The following is a 14,935-nucleotide window of genomic DNA, read 5'->3' as shown; positions in this document are numbered from 1 at the left end:
ATGACGAGACCCACTCCCGAGACCCTCGCCCACCGAGCCAATCCGGCCACTGTCGCGGCCGCCAGCCCGGCCCCGGCCGTAGCCTCCCCGGTGCCCACCTCCGGAGCCGGCGCTCTTGTTCGGTCGCTCGAGGCGCTCGGGGTCGAGGTCCTCTTCGGCATCCCGGGTGGGGCGATCCTGCCGGCGTACGACCCGCTCTTCGACTCGAAGGTCCGGCACATCCTGGTCCGCCACGAGCAGGGCGCCGGGCACGCCGCCACCGGTTACGCGCAGGCCACCGGCAAGGTCGGCGTCTGCATCGCGACCAGCGGCCCGGGTGCGACCAACCTGGTCACCCCGATCGCCGACGCCTACATGGACTCGGTGCCGATGGTCGCGATCACCGGCCAGGTCGCCCGCCCGTCGATCGGCACGGACGCCTTCCAGGAGGCGGACATCCAGGGCATCACGCTGCCGATCACCAAGCACAACTTCCTGGTGCAGACGCCCGAGGAACTGCCGCGCATCCTGGCCGAGGCGTTCCACCTGGCCGCCACCGGCCGGCCCGGCCCGGTCCTGGTCGACATCCCCAAGGACGTGCTGCAGTCGCCGACCACGTTCACCTGGCCGCCGACCCTCGACCTGCCCGGCTACCGGCCCACCCTGCACCCGCACGGCAAGCAGATCCGCGAGGCGGCCCGGCTGATCGCCGCGGCCAAGCGCCCGGTGCTGTACGTGGGTGGCGGCGTCCTCAAGGCCGGTGCCACCGACGGGCTGCGCAAGCTGGCCGAGCTGACCGGCATCCCGGTCATCACCACGCTGATGGCGCTCGGCGCGTTCCCCGACTCGCACCCGCAGCACCTGGGCATGCCGGGCATGCACGGCACCGTCCCGGCGGTGTACGCACTGCAGAAGTCCGACCTGCTGATCACCCTGGGCGCCCGCTTCGACGACCGGGTCACCGGCAAGCTCGACTCGTTCGCGCCGGACGCCAAGGTGGTGCACGCCGACATCGACCCGGCCGAGATCGGCAAGAACCGGCACGCCGACGTCCCGATCGTGGGTGACGCCCGGCACGTCATCGACGAGCTGATCGCCGCGGTGTCCGCCTCGGCCGGCGGCACGGCGCAGTACGAGTCGTGGTGGGCGACCCTCAACGAGCTGCGCGACCGTTACCCGCTGGGCTACGAGGAGCCGACCGACGGCACCCTGGCCCCGCAGTACGTGATCCAGCGGATCGGCGAGCTGGTCGGCCCGGACGCGATCTACGTGGCCGGCGTCGGCCAGCACCAGATGTGGGCCTCCCAGTTCATCAAGTACGAGAAGCCGGGCACCTGGCTCAACTCCGGCGGCGCCGGCACCATGGGCTACGCGGTCCCGGCCGCGATGGGCGCCAAGGTGGGCCGGCCCGACGTGGCGGTCTGGGCGATCGACGGCGACGGCTGCTTCCAGATGACCAACCAGGAGCTGGCCACCTGCGCGCTGGAGGGCATCCCGGTCAAGATCGCCGTGATCAACAATGGCAACCTGGGCATGGTCCGGCAGTGGCAGACGCTCTTCTACGACGGCCGCTACTCCAACACCGAGCTGGGCACCCACAAGCACCGCATCCCCGACTTCGTGAAACTGGCGGAGGCGCTCGGCTGCATCGGGCTGCGGTGTGAGTCCAAGGACGATGTTGACAAGATCATCAAGCAGGCCATGGAGATCAACGACGCTCCGGTGGTCATCGACTTCACCGTCGGCAAGGACGCCATGGTGTGGCCCATGGTCGCGGCCGGCACGAGCAACGACGAAATCATGTTCGCCCGGGACGTGCGCCCGACCTTCGAAGAGGACGACCTGTAATGAACAAGCACACGCTCTCCGTGCTGGTCGAGAACAAGCCGGGTGTGCTCGCCCGGGTCAGCGGCCTCTTCTCCCGGCGCAGCTTCAACATCGACTCCCTGGCGGTGGGCGAGACGGAGAACCCGGACGTCTCCCGCATCACGATCGTGGTCAACGCCGACTCCTCACCCCTGGAGCAGGTGACCAAGCAGCTCAACAAGCTGGTGAACGTGCTGAAGATCGTCGAGCTGGACCCGCAGCAGTCGGTCCAGCGCGAGCTCCTGCTGGTCAAGGTGCGCGCCGACCGCGCGCAGCGCGGCCAGGTCCTCGAGACGGTCGAGCTGTTCCGGGCGAAGGTGATCGACGTCGCTCCGGACACCCTCACCATCGAGGCAACGGGTAACCCCGACAAACTGGACGCGTTGCTGCGCGACCTCGAGCCGTACGGCATCAAGGAGATGGTGCAGTCGGGCCTCGTGGCCATCGGCCGCGGCTCGCGCTCCATCACGACCGGCCCGGCGCTCCGCGCCGCCTGAATTCAAGGAAAGAAATGACTGCGGAAGTTTTCTACGACGACGACGCCGACCTGTCGATCATCCAGGGCAAGAAGGTCGCCGTGATCGGTTACGGCAGCCAGGGCCACGCCCACTCGCTGTCGCTGCGCGACTCGGGCGTCCAGGTGGTCGTCGGCCTGAAGGAGGGCTCGAAGAGCCGCGCCAAGGCCGAGGAGCAGGGCCTCGAGGTCAAGACGCCGGCCGAGGCGTCGGCCTGGGCTGACGTGATCATGGTGCTGGCGCCGGACACCGCGCAGCGCAAGATCTACGCCGAGTCGATCGAGCCGAACCTGACCGCCGGCAAGGCGCTGTTCTTCGGCCACGGCCTGAACATCCGGTTCGGCCTGATCACGCCGCCGGCCGACGTCACCGTGGCGATGGTGGCCCCGAAGGGCCCGGGTCACCTGGTCCGCCGCCAGTACGTGGACGGCAAGGGCGTGCCGTGTCTGGTCGCCGTCGAGCAGGACCCGACCGGCGAGGGCCTCGCGCTCGCGCTCTCCTACGCCAAGGCGATCGGTGGTGCCCGCGCGGGTGTCATCAAGACCACCTTCACCGAGGAGACCGAGACCGACCTCTTCGGCGAGCAGGCCGTGCTCTGCGGCGGCACCGCGGCGCTGGTGCAGACCGGCTTCGAGGTGCTCACCGAGGCTGGTTACGCCCCGGAGATCGCGTACTTCGAGTGCCTGCACGAGCTGAAGCTGATCGTCGACCTGATGTACGAGGGCGGCATTTCCCGGATGCGTTACAGCGTCTCGGACACCGCCGAGTTCGGTGACTACGTCAGCGGCCCGCGGGTGATCAACGCGGAGACCAAGGCGGAGATGAAGCGGATCCTCGCCGACATCCAGTCGGGTGAGTTCACCCGGCAGCTGATCGAGGACGACGACAACGGCGGCCCGCTGCTCGCCAAGTACCGCGAGCAGGGCGCCAACCACCCCATCGAGGTCACCGGCAAGAAGCTGCGGGACATGATGAGCTGGGTGGACCGGCCGATCACCGAGACCGCCTGATCTACGCTCCGGCGCCCGTTTTCCCCGGCTTGAAACAGGGGGAAAGCGGGCGCCGACGCATATTCGAAACGTCCACGTTACGTCCTGCTTACCTGCTTGGCGCCGAAATAGAATTGTGCGCTGTTCAGGCACTTAGGAGTGGTGCCCGGCGGGTACATTCCCCGCATGCGACTGGCTGATTCTTTCCGGAGTGAGCGTTTCGGCGCAGTTCGGATCCACGAGCTGCAGCGGGTCATTGAGCTGGACTCGGGTCTGTCGGCCGCTGCCGGCAGTCGTATCGTGCCGGCGGATGCGTTACGCGCCGTCGAATCGCAAATGGTAATCGTCGTGCCTTGCATGAATGAGACACGAAGCGTCATCGAGGGAGTGCTCTCCGGCATTCCGCACGACTGCCTGATAGTGCTCGTCTCGAACAGCGACCGGGCTCCGGTCGACCGCTACGAGAGCGAGGCGCAGACCGTCGAGCAGTTCTGCCGGCTGGCCGGCCGCTCGGCGATCACCGTGCATCAGCGCGACCCCGGGGTGGCCGGAGCGTTCAAGGCGGCCGGGATGCCTGAGCTGCTGGACGATGACGGCCTGGTTCGGGCGGGCAAAGGCGAGGCCATGCTGATCGGGATGGCGCTGGCCGCGACGACCGGGCGCCGATATATCGGATATGTGGATGCCGACAACTATGTGCCCGGTTCGGTCCATGAGTACTGCAAGGTCTACGCGGCCGGCCTCTACCTGGCCGAGTCGCCGTACTCGATGGTTCGTATCTCCTGGCACTCGAAGCCGAAGCTGCGGGACAACCGGTTGTTCTTCAGCCGGAAGGGCCGTAGTTCGCAGATCACCAACGAGTGGCTGAACCGGTTCCTCGCCGAATACTCCGGCTTCGGCACCGAGGTGATCGCCACCGGCAATGCGGGCGAGCACGCGATGACCCTGGACCTCGGCCTCAAACTGCGCCTGGCCGGCGGTTTCGCGGTCGAACCGTACGAGTACATGGACCTGTTCGAGCAGTTCGGCGGCGTGCTGGAGAGCACGAATGCCGACGTCATGGCCAATTCGGTCCCGGTCCTTCAGATCGAGACCCGGAACCCGCACTTTCACGACAACAAGGGCGAGGAGCACGTGCAGGGCATGCGGATGCAGGCCCTCAACGTTCTCTACCATTCGCCGGTCACCCTGCCCGCGGTCAAGCAGGCGATCCTCGAGTTCATGATCGAGCAGGGGGCGCTCGGCCCCGGCCAGGAGCCGCCGCGCGAGCGGGTCTATCCGCCGGTCGGCACGCTCGACCTGGACCTGCTGTACGACGCGCTGGACGCCGAGGCGCTCAGCTTCCGGCAGCCGGACGGCCTGGCCTCGACCGGTCTGAAGCCGGCGCCGCCGATCGATCGGGCGGCCATCCCGCGCCGGGCGGCTTGATTACCAAAATGTGACGCCGGTCACAAAGGTGTGACGGGACGGCGGGAGTCAGCGGCAACATACGTAGCGCGGCACGCGTCGCGCCAACGGATGGAGGCGCTTTGACTCCCGTCGTTCTGATCGCTGAGGAACTCGCCCCATCCGCCATCGACGTCCTGGCCTATGACTTCGACGTCCGGCACGTCGACGGCACCGACCGCGCCGCCCTGCTCGCCGCCGTCGCCGAGGCCGACGCGCTGATCGTGCGCAGCGCCACCGCGGTCGACGCCGAGGTGTTCGCGGCCGGCCACGCGCTGAAGGTGGTCGCCCGAGCCGGCGTCGGACTCGACAACGTCGACGTGCCGTCCGCCACCGCCCGCGGCGTGATGGTGGTGAACGCGCCGACCAGCAACATCGTCTCGGCCGCCGAGCAGGCCATCGCGCTGCTGCTGGCGGTGGCCCGGAATACCGCCAGCGCCAGCCAGTCGCTCAAGCGCGGCGAGTGGAAGCGGGCCCGGTACACCGGCGTCGAGGTGCAGGGCAAAACCGTCGGCGTGGTCGGGCTGGGCCGGATCGGGGTGCTGTTCGCGCAGCGGATGGCGTCCTTCGGCACCCGGCTGATCGCCTACGACCCGTACATCCAGCCGGCCCGCGCCGCCCAGCTCGGCGTGCGCCTGGTCGGGCTGGAGGAACTGCTGCGCGAGAGCGACTTCATCTCGGTCCACCTGCCCCGCACGCCGGAGACGTTCGGCCTGATCGGCGAGAAGGAACTCAACCTGGTCAAGCCGGGCGTCCGGATCGTCAACGCGGCCCGCGGCGGCCTGATCGACGAGCAGGCCCTCGCGGTCGCGCTGGCCGAGGGCCGGGTGGCCGGGGCCGGCCTGGACGTGTTCGTCGCCGAGCCGACCACCGAGTCGCCGCTGTTCGCCTTCGACAACGTGGTGGTCACCCCGCACCTGGGTGCCTCGACCGCCGAGGCGCAGGACAAAGCCGGCCTGTCGGTGGCCCGCAGCGTCAAACTCGCGCTCCAGGGCGAATTCGTGCCGGACGCGGTGAACGTGCAGGCCGGCGGGGTGGTGGACGAGGACGTCCGCCCGCTGCTGTCGCTGGCCGAGAAGCTCGGCCGGGTGTTCACCGCGGTGGCCGGCGGCGTCGCCGCCAGCGTCACCGTGGAGGTGAGCGGTGAGATCGTCACGCACGACGTGGGCGTGCTGAAACTGGCCGCCACCAAGGGGCTGTTCGCCTCGGTGGTGGACGAGCGGGTGACCTACGTGAACGCGCCGCAACTCGCCGCCGACCGCGGCGTCGACGTCGAGCTGGCGGTCAGCGAAGAGCCTTGCGAACATCAAAATCTGGTTACCGTACGCGGCGCGCTGCCCGATGGGCGCCGGGTGAGCGTGTCCGGCACGTTGACCGTGACCAGCACCCGGGAGATCTGCAAGCTGACCCAGGTCGACGACTTCGACCTGGACCTGACCGCCGACGGGGTGCTGCTGTTCTTCCGCTACAGCGACCGGCCCGGCGTGATCGGCGCGATCGGCACCGAACTGGGCGAGTCGGGGGTCAACATCGCGGCCATGCAGGTGGCCCGCCGGGAGGCCGGCGGCGAGGCGCTGATGACCCTCACGCTGGACTCCTCGATCGACGCCGAGCTGCTCTCCGCGGTGGCCGCGGCGATCGGCTCGACCCGGGGCAGCCTGGTCGACCTACGAAGCGAATGACCGGGCCGGCGGCGGATAAACCGTGCCGTCCTGCAGATCGAGCAGATCGAGGTTGAGTTCGCCGGCCAGCCGCTCGATCGTCTCCAGCACCACGTCCGGACAGTCCTCCCGCAACCGCATCTCGATGTGGTCGGCCGCGGCGTGCAGCGGGGCGTGCGCCCACGGCGAACCGGGTGCCGAGGCACGGGGGCCACGGTCGGGATAATTGCTGGTCAGGGCGTCATAGAAGGCGACGACGCGGGGGTCGGCCGGGCGCTGCGGGTGCTCCCCGCGCGCGCAACGCGCGTTGGCTTCGCGCACAGCGTCCGGCGGGTCGGACTTGTCCATCGCCCACACCACTAGGTCGAAACTCACCGGCGCATGGTGCCATCACGACGGGCGACACGCCGGAACTACGCCGCCGACACGCGGGGGATGCGTCTTGCGCGTCATTAGTCCGCATCGCTAGCGTTGTCCATGCCGTGCTGCCCGCTGGTGGGCCCGTCTTCGGGTGACGTGTCTGCTGTGGCGGGCTGCGCGACTGGAATCCGGCGGGACCGAGCCACGCGTCATCGTCGCAACAGCCCCCGTGATCGTTTGCCGCGATCCGGGGGCTGTTCGTGTCCAGGCCTTGGGACCGCGTTACCGAAGATCGGGACGGCGGACTAGCCTGGGTCCCGTCGAAAACGCAACTCGAGGGAGCAAAAAGTGAGCGTGGCGCGGATCGCGGTGGTGGCCGGCGACGGCATCGGAACCGAAGTTACCGCGCAGGCTCGCAAGGTGATCGAGGCCGTGCTCCCGGGCGCCGAATTCGACGATTACGACCTCGGTGCCCGGTTCTACAACCGCACCGGCGAGGTGCTGCCGCAGGCCATCGAAGACGAGCTGGCCCGGCACGACGCCATCCTGCTCGGCGCCATCGGCGACCCGAGCGTCCCGCCGGGCGTCCTCGAGCGCGGCCTGCTGCTGAAGCTGCGGTTCGACTTCGACCAGTACGTAAACTTGCGCCCCTCCAAGCTCTGGCCCGGCACCACCAGCCCGCTGGCCGGCCTCAAGCCCGGCGAGATCGACATGGTCGTGGTCCGCGAGGGCACCGAGGGCCTCTACGTCGGCGCCGGCGGCGTCCTGCACAAGGACACCCCCGCCGAGATCGCCACCGAGGAAAGCCTCAACACGCGGTACGGCGTGGAGCGGGTCGTCCGGGACGCGTTCGCCCGCGCCCAGCGCCGCGAGCGCCGCCACCTCACCCTGGTGCACAAGACCAACGTCCTGACCAAGGCCGGCAGCCTCTGGGCGCGCACGTTCGCCGCCGTCGCCGCCGAGTTCCCCGAGGTCACCACGGAATACCAGCACGTCGACGCGGCCAGCATGTTCATGGTCAGCAACCCGCAGCGGTTCGACGTGGTGGTAACCGACAACCTCTTCGGTGACATCATCACCGACATCGCCGCGGCCGTTACCGGCGGCATCGGCATGGCCGCCAGCGGCTCGGTCAACCCCGAGCGCAAATACCCGTCGACGTTCGAGCCGGTGCACGGCTCCGCGCCCGACATCGCCGGCCAGGGCATCGCCGACCCGGCCGCCGCCATCCTGTCCGCGTCGCTGCTGCTCGAGCACCTCGGCCACCACGACGAGGCCCGCCGGGTGTCCGAGGCGGTCGCCGCCGAGGTCGCGTCCCGCACCCCCGGCGCGTCGCTGCGCACCGACGAGGTCGGCGACCGCGTGGCTGCCGCACTCTGATCGTTGTCTTAACGGGCGTTCGGGGTATCTTTTGTGCACCTTGTTCGCACGCCTAGAAAGCAGGTCTCCGAACCATGAGCGGTGGTGACAACCTCGATTTCGAGATCCGTCCGAACCCGGCGCCGGTAACCGCCGCCGAACGGGACGCGCTGCTGGTCAACCCCGGTTTCGGCCGCGTGTTCACCGACCACATGGTCACGGTGCGCTACGCCGACGGCAAGGGCTGGTATGACGCACGGGTCGAGGCCCGAGCGCCGATCTCGATCGACCCCGCCTCCGCGGTGCTGCACTACGCCCAGGAGATCTTCGAGGGCCTCAAGGCCTACAAGATGGCCGACGGCGGCGTGGCGATGTTCCGCCCCGACGCCAACGCGGCCCGGTTCGCCCAGTCCGCCCAGCGGATGGCGATGCCGCAGCTGTCGCAGGCCGCCTTCCTCCAGTCGCTGCGCGAGATCATCCGCATCGACCAGGACTGGATCCCGCAGAACGACGAGGGCAGCCTCTACCTGCGCCCGTTCGCCTACGCGAGCGAAGTCTTCCTCGGCGTGCGCCCCGCGCTCGAATACCTCTACCTGGTCATCGCCTCTCCGGTCGGCGCCTATTTCTCCGGCGGCGTAAAGCCCGTCTCGGTCTGGGTAACCCCCGACTTCACTCGGGCGGCCCCCGGCGGCACCGGCGCGGCAAAGTGCGGCGGTAACTACGCGGCGGGCCTCTCAGCCCAGGCCGAAGCAATCGAAAACGGCTGCGACCAGGTCGTCTACTTGGACGCCGTCGAACGCAAATACGTAGACGAACTGGGCGGCATGAACGTCTTCTTCGTCCAGGCCGACGGCAACCTGCTAACCCCGCCGCTGACCGGCACGATCCTCCCCGGCATCACCCGAGACTCGGTAATCAAACTGGCCGAGCGAGCGGGCCGTCGAGTCGAAGAGCGCCCGGTGAGCATTGACGAGTGGCGCGAGGGCGCGGCGTCAGGCCAAATCCGCGAAGCCTTCGCCTGCGGTACGGCTGCTGTCATCACCCCGATCGGCACGGTGAAGTCCCCCGAGGGCTCCTTCACCGTCGCCGACGGCGGTTCTGGCTCGGTCACCATGGCTATCCGCAAGGAGCTTGTCGACATTCAGCGGGGGCGGGCTGCTGACCCCTTCGGCTGGGTGCATCGAGTTCTCTGAGGGCTCTCGCGCTTGGGCGTTTCCGGCTCTCTCACGCTGGGACGGTTTTGGGCCGGGGATAACCATGCTGGGCGGTAAAGCATCTATGCCCTGCATGGTCATCCCCGGCCCAAAACCTTGCAGGGGAACACCCGACGGCCAGGAGAGGGCTCACTCGCAGCCAGGTGCATAGAGGGCTGGGCGGTCCCCTCCAGCAAGGTGGTTCGGCTGCCGCGCGGTGGCAGAGCCAGGCGCGTAAGTCGAGCAGGCCAACCTGGGTGGTGGGTTCCGCGAGCGAGACCGTGCCGCCCACTCTCAAGTCAAAACCCAACCCCGTGGTGGTAACGGTGGGAGGGTTGGTGAAATCTAAACGATCTTGCACCGCCCGTGATTTCGAGCAGTTAACTGCGAAAACCGCTCCGTCGCTGCCCCCGGCCTGGCAACTGCTTCGCAGTCGTAGCTCGTAAGATTTTTAAAGCTTTTGCCAACCCTCCCACCGTTACCACCACGGGGTTTGGTTTTGACTGAGAGTGGGCGGCACGGTTTCGCTCGCGGAACCCACCACCCAGGCCGGCCTGCTCGAGTTGCGCGCCTGGCGTGCCCACAGCGCGGCAGCCAGACCACCGTGCCGGAGGGGATCGCCCAGCCCTTTACACACCTTGCTGCGGGTGACCAGTCTCCTGGCCGTCAGGGGTCACCGTGCAAGGTTTTGGGCCGGGAATGACCATGCAGGGCATAAATGCTTCACCGCCCAGCATGGTCATTCCCGGCCCAAAACCGTCCCAGCGTGAGCATCCGGGTCAGGACAACAGATGAGACCGCATTCTCCCGATCTCAGAGTCGAGCATGCCGATCTCGCGCACATACTCCTCAACCGACCCATGCAACGCCCGCAAATCGGACAAAAACATCAGCATGGCAGCCGGCGGCGAGTCGAACATGTGCTCGTTACCCAGAACCGCAGACGGATGGTTCTCCAACAGATAGTCCGTAAGCCGCTTCATCGACGACGTAGTCAAGGCGTAGTCGGACGCGATGTCCTCGTCGGACACCCCCAGCAACGACAGAGCCAGAGCACAAACAGTGCCAGTCCGGTCCTTACCCGCCATGCAGTGCACGATCACCGGAGCCTGCTGAGGGTCCGAGATGATCCGCAGCGAAGCCAGCAGGGCCTCCCGCCCATCCTCAGCAAAGTTCAGGTACCGATCAGCCAGCCACCGCTCATGCACCACGTCGTCCGGATGCCCGACTTCTTCCCAGTCGACATGCTGAAGGACGAGATTCCGGTACTCAAGCCCATACCGCTCAGCAACCCGCCCGTACCGCTCGATCTCATGCGCCCGCCGAAGGTCGATCACCGTGCGCACCCCGAGCTGCGTGAACGCCTCAGCGTCCGAGTCGTCCAGCCGATGCAGTGCGTCGGAGCGAAACAGCCGCCGCCACCGCACAGTGCGCCCGTCGAGGCCGGCGTACCCACCGACGTCGCGGAAGTTGTAGGCCTTGGAGAAACCGAGATTCCGGGGGTATGAGTCGGTCACCACCGCTCCAACCTAGTCTCGAAAGGTGGAACAACGCTTCCCACGAGAGCCGAGAGTGGCATGCTTCATGTCGTGACCCACTCCGTGCTGATTATTGGCACCTAGCGCGCCGGCTGACGATTCGCCGACGCGCAGACCTCCCGCATCCGCGGGGGGTCTTTTTGTTGGGCCCGCCAAAGACAATCCTCGGAAAGGGACTTCCCCCATGGACTACCAGGTCTTCGACACCACGCTGCGCGACGGTGGGCAGCGCGAGGGAATCAGCTACTCGGTCGCCGACAAGCTCGCGGTGGCGAAGCTGCTCGACGAGTTCGGCGTCGGCTTCATCGAGGGCGGCTGGCCCGGCGCCATGCCCAAGGACACCGAGTTCTTCGAACGGGCGAAGACCGAGCTGGACCTGAAGAACGCGTTGCTCGTCGCGTTCGGCGCGACCCGCAAGGCGGGCGTCGCGGTCGAGGAGGACAAGCAGGTCAAGGCGCTGCTCGATGCGGAGACCCCGGTGGTCTGCGTGGTCGCGAAGTCCGACATCCGGCACGTCGAGCGGGCGCTGCGCACCACCGGTGACGAGAACCTGGCGATGGTCCGCGACACTGTGCGGTTTTTAAAAGAAAACGGCCGTCGCGCCTTCGTCGACTGCGAGCACTTCTTCGACGGTTTCCGTTACGACCCGGCGTACACGGCAAGCGTGGTTAAGGCGGCCTTCGAGGCCGGCGCCGAGCGGGTCGTGATGTGTGACACCAACGGCGGCATGCTCCCGTCGATGATCACCAAGGCGATCGAGGAGGTCGTCGAGCGCACCGGTATCAGCGCCGACCGCCTCGGCATCCACTGCCAGAACGACACGTCCTGTGCGGTCGCCAACACGATCGCGGCCGTCGAGGCGGGCGTGAAGCATTTCCAGTGCACCGCGAACGGGTACGGCGAGCGGCCCGGCAACGCCGACCTGTTCGCCACGGTCAGCAACGTACAGCTCAAGCTCGGGGTTCAGGTCCTACCGGACGGCTGCCTCGAACAGGCGACGCGGGTTTCCACCGCGCTCGCCGAGATCGCCAACATCGCCCCCGACACCCACCAGGCTTATGTCGGGGCCGCGGCTTTCGCTCACAAGGCGGGGTTGCACGCGAGCGCGATCAAGGTGGATCCGCTGCTCTACAACCACGTCGACCCGTCGGTTGTCGGCAATGACATGCGGATCCTGGTGACGGAGATGGCCGGCCGGGCCAGCATCGAGCTCAAGAGTCGCGAGCTCGGCCTGGACCTGGCCGGCCACCCGGACGCCGTCTCGGCCGTCACCCGGAAGGTGAAGGACCTGGAGGCCGGCGGCTGGTCGTTCGAGGCCGCGGACGCCTCGTTCGAGCTGCTGGTGCGGGGCGAACTGCCGGGCGAGGGCTACGCCCGCCCGTTCAACCTCGAGTCCTACCGGGTGCAGGTCGAACACCGCGAGGACGGCGCGGTGGTTTCCGAGGCCACCGTCAAGGTCCGGGTACGCGGCGAGCGGGTGATCGCCACCGCCGAGGGCAACGGCCCGGTCAACGCCCTCGACGAGGCGCTGCGGGTAGCGCTGTCGCAGCACTACCCGCAGCTGAAGACCGTCGAGTTGACCGACTACAAGGTGCGCATCCTGGAGGGCAGCCACGGCACCAACGCGGTTACCCGGGTGCTGCTGGAGAGCGCCGACGGCAACCGCGACTGGACCACCGTGGGCGTCCACGAGAACATCGTCGAGGCCAGCTGGGTCGCCCTGGTGGACGCGCTCACGTACGGCCTGGCCCGCACGACCACGGCCGCCTAGAACTCGGGCCGGCCGGCAGAGGCGATCATCGCGATCGCCTCTGCCTGCGGCATCGGCGGCAACTGACGTCCGTCCCGCGAGCGGAGAGCGATCAGGCCGTCCGCGACCTCACGCTCGCCGACGATGCCGGCGTACGGGATCTTGCGCTCGACCGCCGCCCGGATGCGAGCACCGAGCGACCCTTCGTCATGCACCTCGGCCCGCAACCCGCCCGCGATAGCCGCCGCGGCAAAGGCACGGGCCGCATCGGCCTGGCCGGACCCGAGCGGCAGCACGTCGATCTGCACCGGCGCGTACCAGATCGGGAAGGCACCCTGGTGCACCTCGATCAGGTGCCCGAAGAGCCGTTCCATCGACCCGATCAGGCTCTGATGCACCATGACCGGCCGTTCCCGCCCGCCGTCCGCCGAGGCGTAGGAGAGGTCGAACTGGGCCGGCTGGTGGAAGTCGATCTGAATGGTGGCGAGACTCCATTCCCGCCCGGCCGAGTCGTTGATCTGCACGTCGATCTTCGGCCCGTAGAAGGCGGCCTCCCCGGGCACCGCCTCGAACGCGATGCCCGCATCGTCGAGGGCCCCGCGCAAGAGCCCTTCGGCCCGTGCCCACGAGGCGTCATCACCGGCATACTTACCGCTGTCGCCACGCAGCGAGAGCCGGAAGGACGCCGGTTCGAAGCCGAGCGCGGCATGGGAGACACGCATCAACCGCAGCACCGCGGCGACTTCGTCCCCAACCTGGTCGAGGGCGCAGAAGTTGTGCGCGTCGTCGAGCTGGATCGATCGCACCCGGGCCAGCCCGCCGAGCACGCCGGATCGTTCCGCCCGATACATCGGCCCGACCTCGGCGATCCGCAACGGCAGATCGCGGTACGACCGTGGCCGGGCCTTGAAGATGAGCGCGTGGTGCGGGCACTGGCTGGGCCGCAGAACAAGCTCGTCCCCACCGAACTGCATCGGCGGAAACATGTCCTCGGCGAAGTTCCGCCAGTGCCCCGACATCTCGTACATCTGGCGCTTCCCGAGCGCCGGCGAGTGCACGTGCTGGTAGCCGTTACGCCGTTCCAACTCGTACAGGTAGGACTCGACCGCGTGGCGCGCCGCGGCCCCCGCCGGAAGCCAGAAGGGCAGACCGGCCCCAATGAGCGGATCGGAGTCGAAGAGGTCGAGCTCACGCCCGAGCTTGCGATGGTCGACAGACATGTGGGATCTCCCTGGGAAATGAGGGCGAGACCCCACACCCGGGCATCTCGCCCGGTGTGGTCGCTGTCAGTTCAGCGAGAATCAACGCCGGGAAAAACCGGCGTCGTCGTCACGAACCTGCGCATCATGCGCTCGATGCTAGGCGCCCCCACTCGGCCGGGGCACCCGAATTACCGGGATCGGTACGGTGGGCGCCATGATCGGAAATCCGCTGAACGACCTCGGGTCCGACCGTGTTCTGAGCGAGGCACTGCCGTCCGGGCGACTGGCGTTCGAGACAGCCGAAGGGCCGGCCCCGGATCCGCTTCTGTGGATCAGCGATCTGACTCCCGAGCCCGGGGTATGGGGCGAGGTCCAAGCCCGGCACGGTGCGACCGGACTCTGGCCGCTGATCCTCGGCGCGAGCAGGTACGCGGTGGGAGGCCCATGGACGGCCGGTGAACTCGACCCCAGCCTGGTCGTGTCCCGGCCTGGTGATCATGACGTTGCCGCGCTGCTGGCCGGTTGGTGGTCGGTCTACACAGAGGTGGACAACGACGACGACTTGCTCGGGCCGGCGGAGCAACTGGCCATCACCGCGCCCTTCGAAGATCTCTGGCCGGGGCTCGCGGCGCCCGGCGTCCTTAAGGAAGATCCGGCCGTGCGTGCCGCCGAGTTCGCCGACTATCTGTTGACCGATGACGGGCGGTTGCGCGCGCCGCGTCTCGGCCTGAGCGCCAGCGCCCGCGGCGCGGACGCACCGGCCGACCTGGGGTGGACCGGTCCGTTGAACTACGAGAACGACACCGCTCAGTTCAGCGCCGTGCTGCGCAGTTGGGAGGAACGCTTCGGCGCCCGGGTCGTGGGCATCGGCTCAAGCGAGATCTACCTCAGCGTCGCAGCTCCACCGACCGACGCGGGTCACGCCTTGCGAGTGGCCGCGGAACACTTCGCCTTCTGCCCCGACAACGTATGGCAGTCCAGCACCGACTCCCTGGTCCGCTACGCCGACGCCATCAGAAGCCAGGCCTGGTGGTCCTTCTGGTGGGACTGATCGGGTTCGAAAGTCATTTGTGTTTT

At 68.0% G+C, this 14,935-nt stretch carries 12 protein-coding genes; 9 read left to right on the top strand and 3 right to left on the bottom strand.

Annotation, left to right across the window (positions count from 1 at the left end; translation table 11 throughout):
• From Ate02nite_RS07020 to serA, 5 genes are all read left to right on the top strand, one after another.
• Window positions 1-1,827 (top strand): acetolactate synthase large subunit, encoded by a 1,827-nt coding sequence (locus tag Ate02nite_RS07020; protein ID WP_203800787.1) that lies wholly within the window; start codon window positions 1-3, stop codon window positions 1,825-1,827.
• The gene (ilvN, locus tag Ate02nite_RS07015) at window positions 1,827-2,342 is read left to right on the top strand and encodes an acetolactate synthase small subunit (protein WP_020518072.1); all 516 of its coding nucleotides are present in this window, start codon (window positions 1,827-1,829) and stop codon (window positions 2,340-2,342) included. Before Ate02nite_RS07020 ends, ilvN begins: the two co-directional genes overlap by 1 nt.
• A 14-nt stretch (window positions 2,343-2,356) precedes the next feature.
• On the top strand, window positions 2,357-3,370 hold the full coding sequence (gene ilvC, locus Ate02nite_RS07010) for a ketol-acid reductoisomerase (RefSeq protein WP_203800784.1): 1,014 nt from the start codon (window positions 2,357-2,359) through the stop codon (window positions 3,368-3,370).
• Between the two features lie 165 nt (window positions 3,371-3,535).
• Window positions 3,536-4,777, top strand: coding sequence for a mannosyl-3-phosphoglycerate synthase (gene mpgS / locus Ate02nite_RS07005; RefSeq protein ID WP_203800782.1), 1,242 nt, complete (start codon window positions 3,536-3,538; stop codon window positions 4,775-4,777).
• Between the two features lie 101 nt (window positions 4,778-4,878).
• On the top strand, window positions 4,879-6,477 hold the full coding sequence (gene serA / locus Ate02nite_RS07000) for a phosphoglycerate dehydrogenase (protein WP_203800780.1): 1,599 nt from the start codon (window positions 4,879-4,881) through the stop codon (window positions 6,475-6,477).
• Here serA and Ate02nite_RS06995 read toward each other — a convergent pair.
• Window positions 6,463-6,804, bottom strand: a complete 342-nt coding sequence (locus Ate02nite_RS06995; RefSeq protein WP_438871160.1) for a hypothetical protein — start codon at window positions 6,802-6,804, stop codon at window positions 6,463-6,465. The genes serA and Ate02nite_RS06995 overlap by 15 nt on opposite strands.
• 366 nt (window positions 6,805-7,170) lie before the next feature.
• On the opposite strand from Ate02nite_RS06995, the gene Ate02nite_RS06990 reads away from it, so the two are divergent.
• On the top strand, window positions 7,171-8,196 hold the full coding sequence (locus Ate02nite_RS06990) for a 3-isopropylmalate dehydrogenase (RefSeq protein ID WP_203801155.1): 1,026 nt from the start codon (window positions 7,171-7,173) through the stop codon (window positions 8,194-8,196).
• A gap of 74 nt (window positions 8,197-8,270) precedes the next feature.
• Window positions 8,271-9,368 carry a branched-chain amino acid aminotransferase gene (locus Ate02nite_RS06985; RefSeq protein WP_203800776.1) on the top strand — a complete coding sequence of 366 codons (1,098 nt, stop codon included), beginning with the start codon at window positions 8,271-8,273 and terminating at the stop codon, window positions 9,366-9,368.
• Between the two features lie 779 nt (window positions 9,369-10,147).
• Here Ate02nite_RS06985 and Ate02nite_RS06980 read toward each other — a convergent pair.
• Window positions 10,148-10,888, bottom strand: coding sequence for a tyrosine-protein phosphatase (locus Ate02nite_RS06980; RefSeq protein ID WP_203800774.1), 741 nt, complete (start codon window positions 10,886-10,888; stop codon window positions 10,148-10,150).
• Window positions 10,889-11,090: 202 nt separating this feature from the next.
• Here Ate02nite_RS06980 and cimA point away from each other — a divergent pair, with 202 nt between their 5' ends.
• Window positions 11,091-12,677 (top strand): citramalate synthase, encoded by a 1,587-nt coding sequence (gene cimA / locus Ate02nite_RS06975; RefSeq protein ID WP_203800772.1) that lies wholly within the window; start codon window positions 11,091-11,093, stop codon window positions 12,675-12,677.
• Here the strand turns inward: cimA and thrS are convergent.
• On the bottom strand, window positions 12,674-13,876 hold the full coding sequence (gene thrS, locus Ate02nite_RS06970; protein WP_203800769.1) for a threonine--tRNA ligase: 1,203 nt from the start codon (window positions 13,874-13,876) through the stop codon (window positions 12,674-12,676). The genes cimA and thrS overlap by 4 nt on opposite strands.
• Window positions 13,877-14,072: 196 nt before the next feature.
• Between thrS and Ate02nite_RS06965 the strand changes: the two genes are divergently transcribed.
• Window positions 14,073-14,909: a DUF4253 domain-containing protein gene (locus tag Ate02nite_RS06965; protein ID WP_203800767.1), complete on the top strand. Its 837-nt coding sequence runs from the start codon at window positions 14,073-14,075 to the stop codon at window positions 14,907-14,909.
• Window positions 14,910-14,935 lie beyond the last annotated feature (26 nt).

It is taken from the genome of Paractinoplanes tereljensis (assembly GCF_016862435.1).
Lineage (GTDB): Bacteria > Actinomycetota > Actinomycetes > Mycobacteriales > Micromonosporaceae > Actinoplanes > Actinoplanes tereljensis.
Note: the sequence above shows the minus strand (reverse complement) of the source record. Positions and strands in the feature narration are given on the sequence as shown.

Coding starts and splice junctions, on each gene's coding strand:
- Ate02nite_RS07020 (WP_203800787.1), top strand. CDS start 1: ATGACGAGACCCACTCCCGAGACCCTCGCCCACCGAGCCAATCCGGCC.
- ilvN (WP_020518072.1), top strand. CDS start 1,827: ATGAACAAGCACACGCTCTCCGTGCTGGTCGAGAACAAGCCGGGTGTG.
- ilvC (WP_203800784.1), top strand. CDS start 2,357: ATGACTGCGGAAGTTTTCTACGACGACGACGCCGACCTGTCGATCATC.
- mpgS (WP_203800782.1), top strand. CDS start 3,536: ATGCGACTGGCTGATTCTTTCCGGAGTGAGCGTTTCGGCGCAGTTCGG.
- Ate02nite_RS06995 (WP_438871160.1), bottom strand. CDS start 6,804: ATGGACAAGTCCGACCCGCCGGACGCTGTGCGCGAAGCCAACGCGCGT.
- Ate02nite_RS06985 (WP_203800776.1), top strand. CDS start 8,271: ATGAGCGGTGGTGACAACCTCGATTTCGAGATCCGTCCGAACCCGGCG.
- cimA (WP_203800772.1), top strand. CDS start 11,091: ATGGACTACCAGGTCTTCGACACCACGCTGCGCGACGGTGGGCAGCGC.
- thrS (WP_203800769.1), bottom strand. CDS start 13,876: ATGTCTGTCGACCATCGCAAGCTCGGGCGTGAGCTCGACCTCTTCGAC.
- Ate02nite_RS06965 (WP_203800767.1), top strand. CDS start 14,073: ATGATCGGAAATCCGCTGAACGACCTCGGGTCCGACCGTGTTCTGAGC.